Below are 19,058 nucleotides of genomic sequence, written 5' to 3'. Positions count from 1 at the left end.
GGCAGTGGCTTACGGTGCCTGCCTCGCGTCCCGGCGCTCCGACCAGTCCGGCAGTCGGTCGTCCATGATCCAGCCATCCAGGGCCGGGAGCAGGAGGTCACGTGCCGCGGACCGGGGCAGCCAGCGCATGTCCTCGCCCGCCGCGACGTTCGTGAACGTTCCGTCGTACTCGTACCGCGTGTAGTCGCTGAGAGGTTCGGACACGATGCGCAGCCGACGCATGCTGACGCCGCGTGCGGTGGCGGCGGCGACCACGTCGAGCCAGGGGCGCCACCACGACGCGCGGTCCGCCGGGTCGTCGCGGTGGCCCTGCTGCCGGCGGACGAAGTTCGGGTCGTCCCTCATGTAACTGTCGCGCATTTCCAGGTGCTTGGCCGAGTGACGGGCCTGGGCCAGTGCCTCGCGTACTGCGGTTGCCATGGCTGCCTCTCGCTGTTCGTCCGAGAGGTCATCCTCTCCCGAGCAGGTTGTGTCAGCGGGACGTGAGAAGGTCCGCCAGCGGGATCGAATCCGTCCGGGGCCGTCCGGGACCTGGTGATCGCTCCCGGCGGCCCTGGGGGCTGAGACGACCGGCCGCAGTCACACCGTCGGGCCGCCTCGGTAGCGGCGCTTGTCGAGGAGAATGTCCACGTCCAGGGCGCCGTCCCGGACGATTTCGCACAGCTCGTCCAGGGCGCTCAGGCGGCGGTCGCGCTCGGCCTTCTCGCGTTGCCGCGGGGCCGCCGCGTTCCGCTTCGTCGAAGAGGTCGTGTGGGGTTGGTCGGCCGAGGTCATTCGTTCGCCCCGAGCCCGTCCAGCCGCGCCCGCAGCTCCGGTGTGAGCGTGAGGTCCGCCGCCGCCGTGTTCTCCTCCAGGTGGGCGACGCTGGACGTGCCCGGGATCGGGAGCATGACTGGGGAGTGGTCCAGGAGCCAGGCCAGGCAGACCTGGGTGGGGGTCGCGTTCAGCTCGGCGGCGACCGCTGCCACCTCCGTACGGTCGCCCGCCTTGCCCCAGGCGACCGTGCGCCAGGGCAGGAACGCGATGTCCGCCGCCTCGCACGCCGCGAGGACCGGTTCGTGTTCGCGGTCGGTCAGGTTGTAGCGGTTCTGGACGCTCGCGATGTCGACGATCTCCCGGGCCTCGGCCAGTTCGGCGACCGACACCTCGGACAGGCCGATCCGGGCCACCTTGCCCTCGTCGCGCAGGTCCCGCAGCGCGCCGAGCTGGTCGGCGAGCGGGGTCTCCGGGTCGATGCGGTGGAGCTGGAGCAGTTCCAGGCGGTCGACGCGGAGGCGGCGCAGGGCGTGGTCCACCTCCGCGCGCAGGGACTCCGGGCGGCCGTTCAGGGCCCACTCGCCCGTCTCGGGGGAGCGGAGCACCCCGACCTTCGTGGTGATCAGGAGATCCTTCGGGTAGGGGTGGAGGGCCTCGGCCAGGACCTCCTCGTTGGCCCCGTTTCCGTACATGTGGGCCGTGTCGATCAGCGTGATGCCCAGCTCGACCGCCCGGCGGGCCACGGCGATGGCCGACGGCCGGTCCTCGGGCTTCTCGGTGGGCAGGTGCATCGCGCCGAAGCCCAGCCGCCCTACGGTCAGGTCTCCGCCGATACGGAACGTCGTCGATCGCATGCGCGCTGAACTCCCCCTCGTTCGGATGTGCTTGACAATCTAGGGGGTGTTCAGGGGGGTGTGTCAGGGCGTTTCGGGGCCCTGGAGGATCTGGAGGTAGTTGCCCACCGGGTCCACGATCGTGGAGAAGAACCAGCCCTCCCCGATGTCCTCGACCGGGCGCACCCACGTCACCCCGAGGGAGTCGAGGTGGCGCTCGGCCGCCCGGATGTCGCGCACGGTGATGTTGATCAGGTGCCGGCCCGGTTCGGCGGCCTTGTCCGCCACGTCGTCCCGTTCGTCGAAGCCGATGATCGCGCCGGGTCCGACGATCAGGAGATGTTCCGCCCAGCGGGCTCCGAGCGGCTCCAGCGCGGCGCGGTACCAGGCGATCAGGGCGTCGGAGTCCGTGCTGCCGAGGATGACCCCCAGGCCGGTGATGGTGGTGTCGGTGTTGTCGCTGGTGGGGGCTGTCATGGTGGGTCCTCGCTCGGTGCTTGTGCGTTCGTGTGCTCGTGGGGCGGGGTGAGGCTGGTGATCGGGGCGCCCGGTCGCTCGATGCGTCCCACCACTCATGACCGCCACCGGTCGTGAAACTCATCGGTGGTCGCCCCCGATGACTCCCCGCGGCCTCCCCGATGCGCCCCGCCTCTTGTCTGATGACCCGTCAGGTATGACGATGGCGGCCGTTGCCCGGGGCGGGACCGCTCCGGGCCGGAGGGGAAGGAGGCCGCAGTGCCGATACTGCCCAGCGGGCCGCTGTCGTACGGGATGCAGCTGCCGGTCCAGTCGCAGAGCGTCATCTACGCGGAACCCTGGGAGGCGGCGGCGACCCCCGCCGATCTCGTCCGCATAGCCCGCGCCGCCGATCGGGGCGGCTTCGCCTACATCGCCGGTTGCGACCATGTCGCCATCCCGCGAAGGCTGGCGGAGGGCATGAGCACCGTCTGGTACGACCCCGTCGCCACGCTCTCCTTCCTCGCCGGGGTCACCGAGCGCGTGCTGCTGATGAGCCATGTCGCCGTCGTCGGGCTGCGCCATCCGCTCGTCACCGCCAAGCAGTACGCCACCCTCGACCATCTCAGCGGCGGGCGGCTGATCCTCGGGGTCGGGGCCGGGCACGTACGGGAGGAGTTCGAGGCGGTCGGGGCGGACTTCGACGGGCGCGGAGGCGTCCTCGACGAGAGCATCGACGCGCTGCGGGCCGCGCTCGGGCCCGAGGAGTACCCGCAGTTCGCGGGGGAGCGGTTCTCGTTCAGCGGGCTCGGGCAGCTGCCCCGGCCCGCCCAGGAGAGGGTGCCGGTCTGGGTGGGCGGCTCCTCGCCCGCCGCCGTGCGCCGGGCGGCCGTGCGCGGCGACGGGTGGCTGCCGCAGGGCGATCCCCGCGACCGGCTGCCCGCGCAGATCGCCCGGGTGCACGCCCTGCGGGAGGAGGCGGGGGTCGAGGAGCCGATCGTCATCGGTGCGATCACCGAACCGCTGTACGTGGGTGAGCCGGAGTGGTCCGTGGGGCGGCGGACGCTCACAGGGAAGCCGGAGGAGCTGGCCGAGTCGTTGCGGGAGTACGCGGCGATCGGCGTGCACCAGATCCAGGTCCGCTTCCGGAGCCGGAGCGTGGACGAACTGACCGATCAGATGGCGGCGTTCGGTGCGGACGTGGCCCCTCATCTCGACAGGTAGGGGAGAGCGTTATGGGCAAGCTGGACGGGCGGGTCGTCCTCGTCACCGGGGCGGCGCGCGGGCAGGGTGAGCAGGAGGCTCGGCTCTTCGCGGCCGAGGGTGCGCGGGTCGTCGTCGCCGATGTGCTGATCGAGCAAGGCGAGGCGCTGGCTAAGGAGTTGGGGGCGGACGTCGCTCGGTTCGTGCGGCTGGACGTCGGCGACGAAGATGACTGGGCCGCCGCCGTCGCCGTGGCCAAGGACGCCTTCGGGAAGATCGACGGGCTGGTCAACAACGCGGGCATCCTGCGCTTCAACGAGCTGGTCAACACCCCGCTGGCCGAGTTCGAGCAGGTGGTGCGGGTCAATATGACGGGCGCGTTCCTCGGGATACGCGCCGTCGCGCCGGAGATCGAGGCGGCGGGCGGCGGGACGATCGTCAACACCTCCTCGTACACCGGACTGACCGGTATGCCGCTGGTCGGCGCGTACGCCGCGACCAAGCACGCGGTGCTGGGGCTCACCAAGGTCGCCGCCATGGAGCTGGCGGGCAAGGGGATCCGGGTCAACGCCGTCTGCCCGGGGGCCGTCGACACCGCCATGAGCAACCCGGCCCTGCTGGACCCGGACGCCGACCTGACGACGTCCGGCGCCGCGCTGGACGCGTACTACCGCAAGCTCGTGCCGATGGGGCGGATCGGCCGGCCCGAGGAGGTCGCCGCGCTGGTGCTGTTCCTGACCTCGCGGGACTCCTCGTACATCACCGGGCAGCCGTTCGTCGTGGACGGGGGGTGGCTGGCGGGGGTCAGTCCCTTCTGAGCCTCTCTGTGCCGCACCGCGCCTGACGTGGCGTCAGCTATTGACGAGGTGCGGTGGTGGTGGAACAGTCGGTCGCATCACAATCTGACGGTGCGTCAGAAAAACCGCCAGGAAAACTTGAGGACGGTGAACCTCCGTGGAATTCGGGCTCTTTGTTCAGGGGTACGTGCCCGCCGCGCGTGCCAAGGTGGACCCCGAGGCAGAGCACAAGGCACTGATCGAGGAGACCGAGTACGTCATCCAGGCGGACAAGTCCGGCTTCAAGTACGCCTGGGCCTCCGAGCACCACTTCCTGGAGGAGTACTCGCACCTCTCCGCCAACGACGTGTACCTCGGCTACCTCGCGCACGCCACCGAGCGCATCCACCTCGGCTCCGGCATCTTCAACCCGCTCGCGCCGGTCAACCACCCGGTGAAGGTCGCCGAGAAGGTCGCGATGCTCGACCATCTCTCCGAAGGGCGCTTCGAGTTCGGCACCGGGCGCGGGGCGGGCAGCCACGAGATCCTCGGGTTCATGCCGGGCATCACCGACATGAACCACACGAAGGAGCTGTGGGAGGAGACGGTCGCCGAGTTCCCCAAGATGTGGCTTCAGGACGAATACGTCGGCTTCCAGGGCAAGCACTGGTCGCTGCCGCCGCGGAAGATCCTGCCGAAGCCGTACGGGAAGTCCCACCCGGCCATGTGGTACGCGGCCGGGTCGCCGTCCTCGTACGCCATGGCGGGCAAGAAGGGGCTCGGCGTGCTGGGCTTCAGTGTGCAGAAGGTCTCCGACATGGAGTGGGTCGTCGAGTCCTACAAGAACGCGGTCAAGGACGCGGAGCCGGTGGGGGCGTTCGTCAACGACAACGTGATGGTGACGTCCACGGCCATCTGTGCCGAGACGCATGCCAAGGCGGTGGAGATCGCGGTGGGCGGCGGGCTGAACTACCTGCAGTCGCTGCTGTTCCGCTACCACGACACGTTTCCGCGGCCGGAGGGGATTCCGGAGTGGCCGCAGCTGCTGCCGGAGTACACGGAGGAGATCGTGGAGCTGCTCATCGCTGAGGAGCTGATGATCTGTGGGGATCCCGATGAGGTGCTGAAGCAGTGCCGGCGGTGGGATCGGGCGGGGGCGGACCAGTTGAGCTTCGGGCTGCCGATCGGGATCAGTCCTGAGGACACGATGAACACGATTCGGTTGATCGGGGAGCATGTGATTCCGCAGATCGATACGGATCCGGTGCATCGGACCTCGCGGTTCCGGGCCGCCGCCAACTGATTTCGGGGCGCTGCCCCGGACCCCGCTCCTCAATCGCCGGAGGGGCTGAGTGGTCAAGCCCCTCCGGCGATTGAGGAGCGGGGGTGTGGGGGCGGAGCCCCTGCCCGCCGGTGCGGCTGAGCCCTGGGCTCGGGCCCGCCTCAAACGCCGGCGGGGCTGGAAACGGGCGGCGGCCTCCCGGACCGTCGTCCTGATGAGCCGGGGTACGTACCGCGGCCGAAGCGTGCGTACCCCGGCTGTCCCAACCGGCCGGAGAAGGTCTCCCGGAGAAGGAACCACGGAGAAGGGAACCGTCATGCTCGACCACCTCATCCGCCGTGCGACCGTCGTGGACGGCACCGGCGGACCCGCCCGCATCGCCGACGTCGGCATCCGCGACGGCAGGATCGCGGTCGTCGCCGAGCCGGGGACGATCACCGAAGAGGCCGTCACCGGCGAGGACGCCGACGGGCTCGTCCTCGCGCCCGGGTTCGTCGACCCGCACACCCACTACGACGCCCAGCTGTTCTGGGACCCCTACGCCACCCCCTCGATGAACCACGGCGTCACCACCGTCGCGGGCGGCAACTGCGGGTTCACCCTCGCGCCGCTCCACCCCGACCGGCCCGAGGACGCCGACTACACCCGCCGGATGATGTCCCGGGTGGAGGGGATGGCCCTCGCCGCCCTGGAGGAAGGCGTCGACTGGACCTGGTCCACCTTCCGCGAGTACCTCGACGCCCTCGAAGGGCGCATCGCCGTCAACGCCGGGTTCATGGTCGGGCACTGCGCCCTGCGGCGGCATGTCATGGGCGCCGATGCCGTGGGCGGGCAGCCCACCCCGGCCCAGATGGACGCCATGCTCGCCCTCTTCCACGACGCCATGGACGCCGGGGCCTGGGGGCTCTCCACCACCCAGTCCGCCACCCACTCCGACGGCGACGGCGAACCCGTCGCCTCCCGGCACGCCCGGCCCGAGGAGCTGCTCGCGCTGTCCCGGGCGGTCGGCGAGCACGAGGGGACGCAGCTGGAGGCGATCGTCGCCGGGTGCCTGGACCAGTTCTCCGACGAGGAGATCGACCTCTTCGTCGACATGACCGCCGCCGCCGGGCGCCCGCTCAACTGGAACGTCCTCACCATCGACGCCGCCGTCCCCGAACGCGTACCGCGCCAGTTGATACCGAGTGAGCGAGCCCGCCGCGCCGGCGGCCGGATCGTCGCCCTCACCATGCCGATCCTCACGCCCATGAACATGTCCCTCGGCACCTTCTGCGCCCTCAACCTCATCCCCGGCTGGGGCGAGATCCTGGCCCTGCCCGTCCCCGAGCGCATCGAACGGCTCCGGGATCCCGCCACCCGCGCCGAGATGCTGCGCCGCGCCGACAGCAAGGAGGCCGGCGTCTTCCGGCGGCTCGCGAACTTCGGCCGGTACGTCATCGGGGACACCTACAGCGCCGCCAACGAAGGGCTCAGCGGGCGGGTCGTCGACGACATCGCGGCCGAGCGCGGCCAGGACGCCTTCCACTGCCTGGTCGAGATCTGCGCAGCCGACGATCTGCGTACGGTCCTGTGGCCGATGCCCACCGACAACGACCCGGACTCCTGGGCGCTGCGGCAGCGGACCTGGGAGCACGAGGACGTCATGCTCGGTGGCTCCGACGCGGGCGCGCACCTGGACCGGATGTGCGGGGCCCCGTACACCACCCGCTTCCTCGGCGACTGTCTGCGGGGGCGGAAGCTCGTTCCGCTAACCGCCGCCGTCAAGATGCTCACCGACGACCCGGCCCGGCTCTTCGGGCTGCGCGAACGCGGCCGGATCGAGGAGGGCTTCCACGCCGACCTCGTCCTCTTCGACCCCGAGCGCATCGACGCCGGACCCGCCACCCTCGTCCACGACCTGCCCGGGGACAGCCCGCGCCTGGACTCCAAGGCCATCGGGATCGTCTCCGTACGCGTCAACGGCGTCGAGACCCTGCGCGACGACAAGGTTACGGGGGCGGTGCCGGGGACGGTGCTGCGCTCGGGCCGCGACACCCGGACGGTGAGTACGGCGTGAGCCCCGCACCTGAGCGGCTGTTCATCGGCGGTGAGTGGACCGAGCCCGACCACGGCCACTACGAGGTCGTCAACCCCGCCACCGAGGAGGTCGTCGGCCTCGCCCCCGAGGCGAGCCGCGCCCAGGTGTACGAGGCCGCGGCGGCGGCGAAAGCGGCCTTCCCGGCCTGGTCGCGGACCCGGCCCGAGGAGCGCGCCGCGATCCTGGACCGGGCCGCCGACCTCGTCCAGCGGGACTTCCTCGCCCACGCCGACCTCGCCCGGGCCGAGAGCGGAGCCACCGCCTCCACCGCCCGGGGCATGCAGGTGGGGGTGGGTGTCGCGCGCTTCCGGCGGTACGCGAAGGGCGCGCTGGAGCCCGTCGAGGACGCCATCGCGCCCCAGATCAACGAGGCCGGGCCGATGGGGCGGGCCGGGGTCTTCGGGGCGCTGGCGGTCCGCCGGCCGGTCGGCGTGGTCACCTGCATCACCTCGTACAACAACCCCTGGGCCAACCCGGCGGGCAAGGTCGCGCCCGCGCTCGCGATGGGCAACACGGTCGTGGTGAAGCCCGCCCCGCAGGACCCGCTCTCCGTCTACCGGATGGCGGCCGCCCTCGCGGAGGCGGGCGTTCCGCCGGGCGTCGTGAACGTCGTCACCGGCTCCGGCGCGGAGGCGGGCGAGGCCGCCGTCGATTCCCCGGACGTCGACATGGTCAGCTTCACCGGCTCCACCGCCGTCGGGCAGCGCATCGCGGAAGTGTGCGGGCGCGGCATGAAGCGGCAGCTGATGGAGCTGGGCGGGAAGGGTGCCGCGCTCGTCCTGGAGGACGCGGACCTGGGCTCGGCCGTCGCGGGCATCGGCACGACCTTCTCCTTCTACAGCGGACAGATCTGTACGGCTCCGACCCGCGTCCTGGTCCATCGGTCCCGCCAGGACGAGCTGATCGCCGCGCTGGCCGCGTACGCGAACCGGCTCACCGTCGGCGACCCCTCCGACCGGGCCACCGTGGTCGGCCCGGTCATCTCCGCCGCCCACCGCGACCGCGTCGAGGCGTACGTGGAGCTGGGCCGGAAGGAAGGGGCGCGGGTCGTCACGGGCGGCGCCCGGCCCGGCCACCTGGACCGGGGCTTCTACGTGGCCCCGACGCTCCTGGCCGACTGCACGCACGACATGCGGGTGGTCCGCGAGGAGATCTTCGGGCCGGTCGTCGTGGTCGTCCCCTTCGACGACGAGGAGGAGGCCGTCGCGCTGGCCGACGACAGCGACTACGGCCTCATCGACTACGTGTGGTCCGGCGATGTGGCCCGCGCCTTCCGGATCGCCCGCCGGCTGCGCGCGGGCGGGGTCGGCGTCAACACGGTCGGGCGGAACATGGAGGCCCCGTTCGGCGGGTTCAAGAAGAGCGGGGTGGGGCGGGACGTGGGCTCGTACGCGCTGCACGCGTACAGCGAGACGCAGGCGATCGTCTGGCCCGGCTGAGAGGCTCCTTGGGCCGTTGTGTGAACAGTGCGGGAAAATTTTGAACCCACACAAAACGGACAGTGCTGCGATTACCGTACGTCGTCGCGCTCGGCTGAGCGGCATGCATTGCAAGGTTTCACGGGAATGTGACCTTTAATTGATGAGGCGCTCTTGGAGAGTTGGCTGGCATATCCAAGGGTGAGACGTTGGAGTCTCACGCTCCGGATGTGGATATCGCAGCGCATAGCGTCCTTCTCATGACTCAGCTGGACGCGCGGCCACGGGCCGGAGACACGGTACGGGGAAGCGCCCCGGCCGACGGCGGTGACGGCGGTGTGCGGAGCAAGGGGCTCGGCGGGAACTCCGTCGGCCTCATGGGCAGTGCCGTCATCGGCGTCTCCACCGTCGCCCCCGTCTACTGCCTGACGTCCACCCTCGGCTCCACCGCCGGAGAGGTCGGCGTGCAGATGCCCGCCGTCTTCCTGGCCGGGTTCCTGCCGATGCTGCTCGTGGCCCTTCGCCTACCGCGAGCTGAACAAGGCGATGCCCGACTGCGGCACCTCCTTCACCTGGACGGTGAAGGCCTTCGGCCCGCGCGTCGGCTGGATGTGCGGCTGGGGCCTGGTGATCGCGACGATCATCGTGCTGTCCAACCTGGCGGGCGTCGCCACCTCGTACTTCTGGCTGCTGGCGGGCGAGATCACCGGCAGCGACGCCATCGCCGCCCTGGACGACAGCAAGCCCGTCCACATCCTCACCTGCCTGGTCCTCATCGCCGTCGCCACCGCCATCAGCTACCGAGGCATGACCGCCACCAAGGGCATCCAGTACGCCCTGGTCGGGCTCCAGTTGATCGTCCTCGCCCTGTTCGTGACGATGGCCCTGAGCAAGGCCGGCAGCGGCGGCCCGGACTTCGCGTCCTCGCTCGACTTCTCCTGGTCCTGGCTGAACCCCTTCGCCGTCCAGTCCTTCGCCGCCTTCACCGCCGGCCTCTCCCTCTCGATCTTCATGTTCTGGGGCTGGGACGCCTGCCTGACCGCCAACGAGGAGACCACCGGCAGCGAGAAGACCCCCGGCCGCGCGGCCCTCATCGCGATGGTCGTCCTGGTCGGCTCCTACCTCGCCACCGGCATCGCCGCCCAGATGGCCGTCGGTTCCGGCACCTCCGGGCTCGGCCTCGCCAACCCGGACACCTCCGACAACGTCTTCGCCGCCCTCGCCGGACCGGTGATGGGCCCCGGCCTCGGCATCCTGCTCTTCCTCGCGGTCCTCGCCTCGGCCGCCGCCAGCCTCCAGACCACGTTCATCCCGGTCGCCCGCACGGTGCTCGCGATGTCCGCGTACGAGGCGATGCCGGCCTCGTACGCCAAGGTCCACCCCCGCTTCAAGACGCCAGGCCGGGCCACGATCACGGCCGGCATCGGCACCGGTGTCTTCTACACCGTGATGACCCTGGTCAGCGAGCACGTCCTGGTCGACACCATCTACGCGCTCGGCCTCATGATCTGCTTCTACTACGCGCTGACCGCCTTCGCCTGCGCCTGGTACTTCCGCGCCGAACTGACCCGCTCCGCCCGGGACCTGGTCTTCAAGGGCCTCTTCCCGGTCGTCGGCGGCATCCTGCTCGCCGCCGTCTTCGCCAAGACCCTCTACGACATGTGGGACCCGGCGTACGGCTCCGGATCCTCGGTCCTCGGCGTCGGCTCGGTGTTCGTCATCGGGGTGGGGCTGCTGCTCCTCGGCGTGGTGCTGATGGTCGCGATGGAGCGCCGCAGCCCGGCGTTCTTCCGGGGCGAGGTCCTCACGAAGGAGACCCCGGCCCTCGTGGTCGAGGACTGAGGTCTCTCTCCTAGCGCTCTGCGTCCGGCGTCTCTCCGGGCTCCGCCCGCCCCGGCACCGCAACCTGCCTCCAAGGGCGCCGGGTTCCGGTCACGAAGGGGGTGGCCCGGTAGACGTCCCGCCGCCAGATCGTGGCGCCTTCGCCGTAATCCGGGAGCGCTTCGACGGCCTCTTCCAGACTGTCGAAGACGTACTCCTTGCCCTTGCCCGTCCGGATCTTCCACTCCGGCATGGGCATACCTGCCAGGCCGATTCCGGTCATTGATCCGCTCCTGTCATGCCGACGGGCTTTCCGAGCCGTTGCCACGAACGCTCGACGGGGAAGGGCGGGCGAACGCCGCGCGGGCCCGGTCCATCGAGTCTCGCACCGACTCCCCGCATCCGAAGGACGCGGCCTGGTCGTGGAAGGCCACGGCCGCGGCGTAGTCGCCCGACGAGAGCGACACCATGGCCTGGAGTTCCCGGATCTTTCCCAGGGTCGTCGCCGCGTCCGGGGTGGCGGAATCGGCAGCCTGCTCCAGCCGGGACGGGATGCGGTTCAGTACGGTCATGGCGCTGCCGAACTCCACCACCGCCGCGTAGTAGGCGGCCTCCACCGGGCGGCCGAGATCGGACAGGGACGATCCGTGGAGCGCTATCTCCTCGCGCCCTCCGAAACGGAGAGCCAGGTCGCAGAGGAGGATGGTGGCGTCGATCAGCTGATCTGCCTCGTAGTCCCGGATTCCGGGCCGGTCGTACCACGGCAGTGAGGAGCGGAGGTGGTCGTACGCCGCCCTCGCGTCCTCCGGCGTGCGTACGGCCGGCAGCAGAACGTCCCGGGTCTCGTAGTGGACCCATTTGGGGTTCCGCGGTTCCGCCGTGCGGCAGGATCCGATCATCGTTCTCGACCGGTCCGCCTTGTTCTTGGCGGTCACGACCTCGGGCTGATAGCCGGTGTGTTCCATCCCGAAGTCCAGCTCGATCCACGGAGGGCTCGAACCGTCCGGCAGGTAGGGCCGTTCGTGGATGTCTCCCATGAACCGAAAGGGCGCGTTCCTGCGGAATATCTTGCGGGTGTTCGTCGCCACGTGACCGCTTCCAACGTCGGCCAGCCAGGGCGACACGAGGAAGTCCTGACGGGGAAGCAGGAAGTCCAGGACGCGCAGGACCGGGCGGAGCGCCCCCTGGTCCGCGGGGCGGACGTACTCGTCGGCGTCGATGAAGAACAGCCAGCCGTCGTCGACCAGGGTGATGGCGTGGTTCCGTTGTCCGGAAAAGCTGTCGGGCCAGGCCCGGGACACCACCTTCACCGTTTCGGAGACCGCCCGCGCGTTCTCCGGGGTGCCGTCCGTCGACCCCGAGTCCAGCACCACCGTGCCGGTGCAGTCCCGCACCGCGGAACCGATGCACCGCCCGATGGATTCCTCCTCGTTCATGGTCAGGACAAGCCCGGTGACCATCGGTTCCGACGCGTCGGACGCATAGGCGGCGACGAGCGAGTCGTAGTCACCGTTCCACACGTCGAGCCCGCTCAACGCGTTGTCGACGGCGACGACCCTGCGGAGATCCGCGGCGAGGCGGGACGGCGCGGGTCCGCACTCGGACGCCGCGGCCGCCAGCACGTCGTACAGCTTCATGTTCCGCTCCCGGCTGTGGAGGTCCCGGCCATCGCCGGGGCCCGATGGTCGTCCGGGTCGAGACAGAGTGCCGCGTCGGTGGCGAACGTATGGTTGTGGGACACGCCGACCAGCGTCCTTCCCAGCATCGAGAGGTTCTCCCAGATCTTCTGCGCGGTGCTCGCGTCTATGCCGCTCATCGACTCGTCGAGAAGCAGTACGGGGGCGCCGTTGAGTACGGACCGGGCGATCGACATGCGCTGATGCTCGCCATGGGACATGGCTGACCTGTCCTCCCGGAGCAGGGTGTCGAAACCGGAGGGCAGCTGTCGGACAACGGTGTCGAAGCACGCGGTCCGGCAGGCCGCCCACACCTCGTCCTCCGAGAACTCGCGGTCCAGCCGAAGATTTTCCAACAGGGTTCCGGAGATCACCATGGGCGTCTCCGGAACATAGAGAACCGTGTTCCGGATCTTCTGTTCCGAGAAGCTCGCCAGGTCGGCCCCGCCCAGGGTGAGCGTTCCGGAGTAGTCCGCGTGGAATCCGGCGATGAGCTTGAGCAGTGTGCTCTTTCCGGTTCCGTTCGCTCCGCGCACCGCGATGCGCGACCCCGCCGCCATGTCGAAGGACACGGAGTCGAGGCAGGGCACCGACCGCTGAGGATGCGTATAGGTCAATCCGCGCGCCACTATGCCCACTCCTCTGTGCGCCGCCGTTCCTGCCCCGTTGTCCGCCGGAGTGCGGGACGGGGTCTCTTCGAGGGAGAGCCGGGCGTCTTCCTCCTGCAGGATGACGTCCCGGTATCGCCCGAGAGCGGCGGACGTGCTCTGCACCATCACCTGCAACTCGGCAACGCTCTGGACCGAGGTCAGGAAGTAGCCCGACATCGTGTAGAAGGCGAAGACCTCTCCGAGTGAAACCGCCCCGGACCGGAGCTGGATCATTCCCGCCCACGCCGCGGCGATGGAGAACGCGCCCGCCAGGGCGTTCCGCGCGACCGAGCTGGCGTTGTGAAGGTTGCCGAGCCTGCTCTGCGCGGAGATCCGGCGGTCCAGAGCCACGGCCAGTTTGTCCGAGACCATGGGCCTCAAGGCGTACGACACCACGCTGTCGAAACCGGACAGCAGGTTCACCGCGACGGCCTTGAGGGTGGAATCGTGCTGAAGCGACTCCTCCGCCGCCTCGCGGATCGACCGGAAGGAGACCCAGGCGATGACCGCGCTGGCCCCGGCCGCCACGGCGAGCAGGGAGAACATGAGCAGATTCATCGTCGCGAGATACGTTCCCACCACCAGAATGACGCCGAAGTCCACACAGACCCCGATCGTGGCTCCGGTCGCCAGCGCCTGAAGCTGCTGGATGTCGTCCAGCCGGCTCACGAGGTCACCGATGCGCCGCGTGTTGAAGAACCGGACGGGCAGTCTGACGAGCTTGCCGACGTAGGAGGACGACAGATCCTTCTGTATCCGCTGCCCGAGCGTCACCACCAGTCGGCCCTGCACGAACTGGAGCAGGTTGCCGAAGAGCGTGACGCAGATGAATCCCAGCGCGAACAGCGTCAGCGGCCGCCCCGACTCCTCACCCACGTACCGGTCCACCGCGAACTGCAGGAAGAGAGAGGTCGAGATCGCTATCACCGCGACGAGCACGGAAAGAGCGGATACGGCCGCTATCCGGGAGCGGTAGGCGGAGACCAGCCCTATGAGGGAGACCCGTCTTTTCGTTCCGGCGGGCGGTCGGTCGGCGAGGCCGGAAGGAACCTCGGTCAGGAGGACCTTGCCGGTGAACTCCGTGCCGAAGTCCTCGACCGAGACGGTGTACATCTCGAAGAACGAAGGGTCGCTCACCAAAAGCTTCCCGGCTCGGTCCACCCCGTGGACCACCACGAAGTGGTCGTTGAGTTCGCGTTCCAGATGCACCACGGCGGGTCCGGTCACCTTCACCGCGGCCACCAGTCCGGCCAGGGGTATCTCGTAGGACTCGGCGGGAACTCCGTACGAGTTGAGACCCTCACGCAGCCGCAGGAGGCTGCAGCCCGCCTGTCCGAGACCCACCGAATCGCGCAGGGTCGGAATGTCGATGGATATGCCGTGCCGCTTGAGCACCATCCCGGCGGCGGCAGGGCCGCAATCGGTCTCGCCGTCCTGGCGGATATGGTATTTCCGGGTCTTCTTCGTCAGCATCATTACCTCCCATGGGGCGAGGCCGCGGGCTGCGGCGCCTCACTGCCGCGCCTGCAACCCGCGTCGACCCGCGTCTCGCCCCTGGGAGGTGCACATGGCCTCCGGAGCGTCTCAGCTCAGGTGGGCTACTTCTTCTTGCAGTACTTGTTCCACAGGTTCAGGTAGTTCTGGTGACCGGCGGACAGCCCGGCGCCACCGCTCGCGATCATCAGGGACCACTGGAGGCACTGCGCCTTGGTGGCTCCGCCCACAACGTTTTCCTCCTGCTCGGGCGTCAGCCCGGCGAAGCCCATTTCGCGAATGTCGGAAAGGCTCATTCTCGTCTCCTTGTTCTCTCGTGACGGCCCGCCGTCGAGCGGGCCGGAAAGTGAAGTTACAAGGTTCGAACCCTTTCCGAAAAGGGGCCTGTAATTCCGTTTTGCCCCTAATTTACTTTCCGTTTGAACGACATTTGCTCGTGCCGTGGAAGGCTGACGGAAGGTCAAAGGCGTTGCCGGTTCGCCGATCGGGTGATGTGTTTCCGTTTTTCCGGGATTCCGTGCGCCGCCCTTTTTTGGCCGGGGCGGGAATGAATCGAATGCAGAGGTGAATGTCACGGAACTCACGGAGGGATTTCTGCATCAGGGGTACGGCCGCCCGGCTGCTGCGGTCGGCCGGGTCCTGCCGTGCGGGTCGTTGCGGTCCGGGCACGCGTAAGGGCCCCGGCGCGCGCCGGGGCCCTTTGCGGGTGGTGCCGTCAGGTCCTACGGCCGCCAGTAACCCAGCGCGTTCACCCGGTCCTTGGGCAGGCCCAGCTCCTTGCGGAGGTACGCCGACAGGGTCCGGGTGGTCGAGGTGTCGCAGGCGACCCAGACGTACGCGTCGGAGTGGTCGTCGCCCAGCAGTGCCGGCAGGGCCGCCTTCACCTCGGCGACGAGCTGCCCGCCCGCATCGCGGCGCTCCACGTGATGCAGCGTGTGGTGGGCCTCGTCGAGGCGGAACGGCAGTTTCCGGTCCTCCTCGTGCGCGGTCTCGAACCAGATCGTCGCCGGGGTCGACGGGACCGCGTCCAGCAGGGAGTTGATCGCGGGCAGCGCCGCCGCGTCACCGATCACGAAGAGCCGCGAGGGCGCCGGGTCGGGCAGCGTGAAGCCGGTGCCCTGGAGCGTCGCGTCGATCGTGTCGCCGGCCTTCGCCTCCCGCGCCCAGGTGCACGCGGCCCCTTCGTGCAGGGCGAATTCCAGACTGAAGGTGCCGGCCTCCGGGTCCGGGTCGACCAGGGTGTAGGCGCGCTGATGCGGTTTGCCGTCCTTCTCGAACCACAGCCGCACCCACATCGTCGGATGGGCCCCGCCGGTCGCGGCGAGCAGTCCGCCGTCGGTCACGTGCACCCGGCGGAAGCGGTCCGTCACCTGTTCCGCGCCGGTCACCGTGAACGTGAAATCGCGCCCCCGGAACAGTTTGAGAACGACGCCTTCCCAGCCATGCCCCACGGTGTCTCCTGCCTCGCCCCGGTGCCCAGGCCCTCTGCCCTACGGGTCACTTTGGTTAGGCTAACCTAAATTTCGGGGGCTGGGGAGTGGCTGAAAAGCACCGGAAGTGGGGATGGGCAGGCGATGACCGCCGACGTCGACAGTGAGAGACCTAGCGAGAGACCGGGCGGGAGATCCGGCGGGAGACCCGGTGAGGGATCGGGTGCGCGGACCGGCGGGAGACCGGGCCCGGGGGCGGGCGACGCCTTCGAGGTGTTCCGCGACGACTGGGGGATCCCGCACCTGCGGGCCGCCGACGCCCTCGCGCTGGCCCGCGCCCAGGGCCATGTCACCGCCCTCGACCGGGCCTGGCAACTGGAGACCGAGCGGCACCGGGTGCTCGGCTCCACCGCGTCCCACCTCGGCGCGGAAGCCGTCGACTGGGACCGGTTCGTCCGGCGGGCCCGGATCGCCGACACCGCCCGCCGCTGCTTCGACCGCCTCGCGCCGGAGACCGCCGCCTGGGTGGGCGCGTACGTCGACGGCGTCAACGAAGGTCTCGCCGAAGGGGCCGCCCACGCACCCGAGTTCGCCGCGGTGGGCCTCGCCCCCGGCCGCTGGGAGCCCTGGACCCCGCTCGGCGTCTGGCTCTCCACCCACATCCTGTTCGCGGGGTTCCCGACCAAACTCTGGCGCGAAGAGGTCGCCCGCCGGCTCGGCGAGGACCGGACGACCCTCTTCGCCACCGACGGCCCCGGCACGGCCGGCAGCAACGGCTGGCTGCTCACCGGCGCCCGCACCGCCACCGGAGCGCCGCTGATCGCGGGCGACCCGCACCGCTTCATCGAGGCCCCCGGCGTCTACCAGCAGATCCGCCTCGCCTGCCCCGAGTTCGACGTCGTCGGCCTCGCGGTCCCGGGCGTCCCCGGCATCGCCCACTTCGGGCACACCGGCGGCGTCGCCTGGGCGATCACCAACGCCATGGCCGACTACCAGGACCTCTACCGGGAGCGGATGCGCCGCACCCCGGACGGCGGGGTGGAGGCGCTCGGCCCGGACGGCTGGTACCGCGCCCACGCCCACACCGAGACGATCGAGGTGGCGGGCGCCGACCCGGAGACGGTCGAGGTGATCGAGACGGACCGGGGGCCGGTGATCATCGGCGAGGTAACCGGTGGAGTCGGTGGGCCCGGGGGCGCCGGGGACTCCGGGGACGGCACCGTCGCCGACGCGTCCGCCGGAGACGTCGCCGGGGGCGGAGCGGCGGGCGCGTCCTCGTTGGACGCGGGCCCCTTCATCAGCCTGCGCTACCCGCCCCGCGTCACCGGCGAGCTCGGCTTCGACGTGCTGCCCGCGCTGCTCCGGGCCCGTACGGTCGCCGACCTCGACACCGCCCTCGACCGCTGGGTCGAGCCCGTCAACGTGGTCCTGGCCGCCGACACCGCCGGGGGCGCCCTGCACCGGGTCGCCGGACACGTCCCGGTGCGCCCGTACGTCAACCGGCTGCGGGTCGTCCCGGCCGAGGATCCCGCGTACGCCTGGCGCGACGGCGAGGCCGTCCCCCTGCCCCGTACCGACGCGGACGGCCCGGACGGGATCGCCGTCATGGCCAACGAGCGCGGCCTCGCCGCCCCGCTCGGCGTCGAGTTCGCGCCCGGGCACCGGGCCCGCCGGATAAGGGAGTTGCTCGGCGCGGGCGCCGACTGGACCCCGGACGGCCAGGCCGCCGTCCACACCGACACCCGCCTCGCCTCGTCCCGCCCGCTGCTCTCCCTGCTGGCCTGGGCCCCCGGCCTCGGTCCGGCCGCCGAACGCCTCCGGGACCGGCTGCTGCGCTGGGACCGCCACATGGACGCGGACAGCACCGACGCGACCCTCTACGCCCGCCTGCGCACCGACGTCGTCCACCGGCTGGCCGGCCACCCGGCCCTGAAGGGCGTCACGGGCGCGGACGACCCCTGGCGCTCGACCGCGTACCCGGCGCTCTTCCGCCCCTGGCTCGCCGCCGTGCCCCGGATCGGCTACGCCCTGGAGAGCCTGCTCTCGGTCGGACTGCTGCCGTACGAGGACCGGCTGGCGGTGGTCGCGGCCTCGGCCGAGGCGGTCGCGGCGGCGGCCGATGAGACGCCGCCGGGCCCGTGGGGCGAGCTGCACCGGCTGTCGCCCTGGCAGGCGCTGCCGGACCGCACGCCCGACGGTTCCGGCGGGCAGGAGATCCGGCCGGGGCTCGCGGGCGACCACGACTGTGTGCTGTCCACCTCCAGCGTCCCGGGCGTCACCGATCTGTTCGCCCGAGGCCCGGCCGCCCGCTACGTCTGGGACCTGGCCCGCCGCGAGGACAGCCGCTGGGTGGTCCCGTTCGGCGCGTCCGGAGTCCCCGGATCCGCCCACCACCGCGACCAGACGCCCCTGTGGGCACGGGGCGCCCTCGCCCCGGTGGTCACCGACTGGAACCTGCTGCACCGCACGACGCACCGTCCCGAGGAGAACCCCGCCGTGACCACCGACGAATCCGCAGCCCCCGCCCTCCGCACCGCCGTTCACGAGCAGAAGATCGAGGGCTTCGGAGTGGTCCGCCTGGTCCCGGTCGCCCCGGCGGCCGACGCCGACCTGCTGCACGGCTGGGTCACCGAGGAGCGGGCCCGCTTCTGGGGCATGGGCGGCCACACCCGCGAACAGGTCCGAGAGATCTACGAGTTCGTCGAATCGCTCCCCACCCACCACGCCTACCTCGCCCTGCGCGACGGGGTTCCGGCCGCGCTCTTCCAGACGTACGAGCCGGACGCCGACCCGGTCGGCGAGTGCTACGACGTGCGGCCCGGCGACGTCGGCATCCATCTGCTGATCGCGCCCGCCGAGGGCGAAGGCGCGGTGAAGGGGTACACGGACGCCCTCCTCACCGCGTTCATCGGCTTCGTCTTCGGCGACCCGGCCCACCTGCGGGTCGTCGTCGAGCCGGACGCCCGCAACGAGAAGGCCCTCGCCCGGATGGTCAGGATCGGCTTCGAGCTGGGCCCGGAGATCGTGAAGCCGGAGAAGACGGCCCGGCTCGCCTTCCTGACGAGGGCGGCGCTGGAACTGGCGTAGGCGCGCCCGGACCGGCGTAGGCGCGCGGGCACCGGCGTCGGCCTCGGGGCCGGCGTGACGGAGCAAGGCACCGTGACGGAGCAAGGCACACAGAGGCGG

At 70.5% G+C, this 19,058-nt stretch carries 15 protein-coding genes and 1 pseudogene; 7 read left to right on the top strand and 9 right to left on the bottom strand.

The window, feature by feature from the left end; translation table 11 throughout:
- Positions 1 to 9: 9 nt before the first annotated feature.
- The 4 genes from G3I54_RS36820 to G3I54_RS36805 all read right to left on the bottom strand — a co-directional run bounded on the left by G3I54_RS36820 (position 10) and on the right by G3I54_RS36805 (position 2,066).
- Positions 10 to 420 carry a DUF6879 family protein gene (locus tag G3I54_RS36820; RefSeq protein WP_343240512.1) on the bottom strand — a complete coding sequence of 137 codons (411 nt, stop codon included), beginning with the start codon at positions 418 to 420 and terminating at the stop codon, positions 10 to 12.
- Positions 421 to 579: 159 nt separating this feature from the next.
- Positions 580 to 774 carry a type II toxin-antitoxin system VapB family antitoxin gene (locus G3I54_RS36815; RefSeq protein ID WP_164621352.1) on the bottom strand — a complete coding sequence of 65 codons (195 nt, stop codon included), beginning with the start codon at positions 772 to 774 and terminating at the stop codon, positions 580 to 582.
- On the bottom strand, positions 771 to 1,610 hold the full coding sequence (locus G3I54_RS36810; RefSeq protein ID WP_164621351.1) for an aldo/keto reductase: 840 nt from the start codon (positions 1,608 to 1,610) through the stop codon (positions 771 to 773). The genes G3I54_RS36815 and G3I54_RS36810 overlap by 4 nt, the downstream gene beginning before the upstream one ends.
- A gap of 63 nt (positions 1,611 to 1,673) precedes the next feature.
- Positions 1,674 to 2,066, bottom strand: a complete 393-nt coding sequence (locus tag G3I54_RS36805) for a VOC family protein (RefSeq protein ID WP_164621350.1) — start codon at positions 2,064 to 2,066, stop codon at positions 1,674 to 1,676.
- 258 nt (positions 2,067 to 2,324) lie between these two features.
- Between G3I54_RS36805 and G3I54_RS36800 the strand changes: the two genes are divergently transcribed.
- The 6 genes and pseudogenes from G3I54_RS36800 (at position 2,325) to G3I54_RS36775 (ending at position 10,643) form a co-directional block, all read left to right on the top strand.
- Complete coding sequence (locus tag G3I54_RS36800) at positions 2,325 to 3,269, top strand: LLM class F420-dependent oxidoreductase (protein ID WP_164621347.1); 945 nt, start codon at positions 2,325 to 2,327, stop codon at positions 3,267 to 3,269.
- An 11-nt stretch (positions 3,270 to 3,280) separates the two neighbouring features.
- Positions 3,281 to 4,066, top strand: a complete 786-nt coding sequence (locus G3I54_RS36795; protein ID WP_164621345.1) for an SDR family NAD(P)-dependent oxidoreductase — start codon at positions 3,281 to 3,283, stop codon at positions 4,064 to 4,066.
- A 136-nt stretch (positions 4,067 to 4,202) separates the two neighbouring features.
- Positions 4,203 to 5,327: an LLM class flavin-dependent oxidoreductase gene (locus G3I54_RS36790; RefSeq protein ID WP_164621343.1), complete on the top strand. Its 1,125-nt coding sequence runs from the start codon at positions 4,203 to 4,205 to the stop codon at positions 5,325 to 5,327.
- Positions 5,328 to 5,622: 295 nt separating this feature from the next.
- Complete coding sequence (locus tag G3I54_RS36785) at positions 5,623 to 7,362, top strand: D-aminoacylase (RefSeq protein WP_164621341.1); 1,740 nt, start codon at positions 5,623 to 5,625, stop codon at positions 7,360 to 7,362.
- Complete coding sequence (locus tag G3I54_RS36780) at positions 7,359 to 8,822, top strand: aldehyde dehydrogenase family protein (RefSeq protein WP_164621340.1); 1,464 nt, start codon at positions 7,359 to 7,361, stop codon at positions 8,820 to 8,822. Before G3I54_RS36785 ends, G3I54_RS36780 begins: the two co-directional genes overlap by 4 nt.
- A gap of 239 nt (positions 8,823 to 9,061) precedes the next feature.
- Positions 9,062 to 10,643: pseudogene (locus G3I54_RS36775) on the top strand (APC family permease).
- 10 nt (positions 10,644 to 10,653) lie between these two features.
- On the opposite strand, the gene G3I54_RS36770 reads toward G3I54_RS36775, so the two are convergent.
- The 5 genes from G3I54_RS36770 to G3I54_RS36750 form a co-directional block, all read right to left on the bottom strand.
- A complete protein-coding gene (locus tag G3I54_RS36770; RefSeq protein ID WP_164621338.1) occupies positions 10,654 to 10,905 on the bottom strand; it encodes a hypothetical protein in 252 nt (83 codons plus the stop codon).
- A gap of 13 nt (positions 10,906 to 10,918) precedes the next feature.
- Positions 10,919 to 12,259 carry a glycosyltransferase gene (locus G3I54_RS36765; protein WP_164621336.1) on the bottom strand — a complete coding sequence of 447 codons (1,341 nt, stop codon included), beginning with the start codon at positions 12,257 to 12,259 and terminating at the stop codon, positions 10,919 to 10,921.
- Positions 12,256 to 14,421, bottom strand: coding sequence for an ABC transporter transmembrane domain-containing protein (locus G3I54_RS36760; RefSeq protein ID WP_164621334.1), 2,166 nt, complete (start codon positions 14,419 to 14,421; stop codon positions 12,256 to 12,258). Before G3I54_RS36760 ends, G3I54_RS36765 begins: the two co-directional genes overlap by 4 nt.
- A 125-nt stretch (positions 14,422 to 14,546) precedes the next feature.
- Positions 14,547 to 14,738, bottom strand: a complete 192-nt coding sequence (locus G3I54_RS36755; RefSeq protein WP_164621331.1) for a hypothetical protein — start codon at positions 14,736 to 14,738, stop codon at positions 14,547 to 14,549.
- 426 nt (positions 14,739 to 15,164) lie between these two features.
- Positions 15,165 to 15,893: a siderophore-interacting protein gene (locus G3I54_RS36750; RefSeq protein WP_164621329.1), complete on the bottom strand. Its 729-nt coding sequence runs from the start codon at positions 15,891 to 15,893 to the stop codon at positions 15,165 to 15,167.
- A 123-nt stretch (positions 15,894 to 16,016) separates the two neighbouring features.
- On the opposite strand from G3I54_RS36750, the gene G3I54_RS36745 reads away from it, so the two are divergent.
- Complete coding sequence (locus G3I54_RS36745; RefSeq protein WP_164621327.1) at positions 16,017 to 18,959, top strand: GNAT family N-acetyltransferase; 2,943 nt, start codon at positions 16,017 to 16,019, stop codon at positions 18,957 to 18,959.
- Positions 18,960 to 19,058: the final 99 nt, after the last annotated feature.

The sequence above is a fragment of the Streptomyces sp. SID14515 genome, assembly GCF_010548505.1.
Classification (GTDB): domain Bacteria; phylum Actinomycetota; class Actinomycetes; order Streptomycetales; family Streptomycetaceae; genus Streptomyces; species Streptomyces caviscabies.
This window is presented reverse-complemented; position numbering and strand designations above follow the sequence as displayed.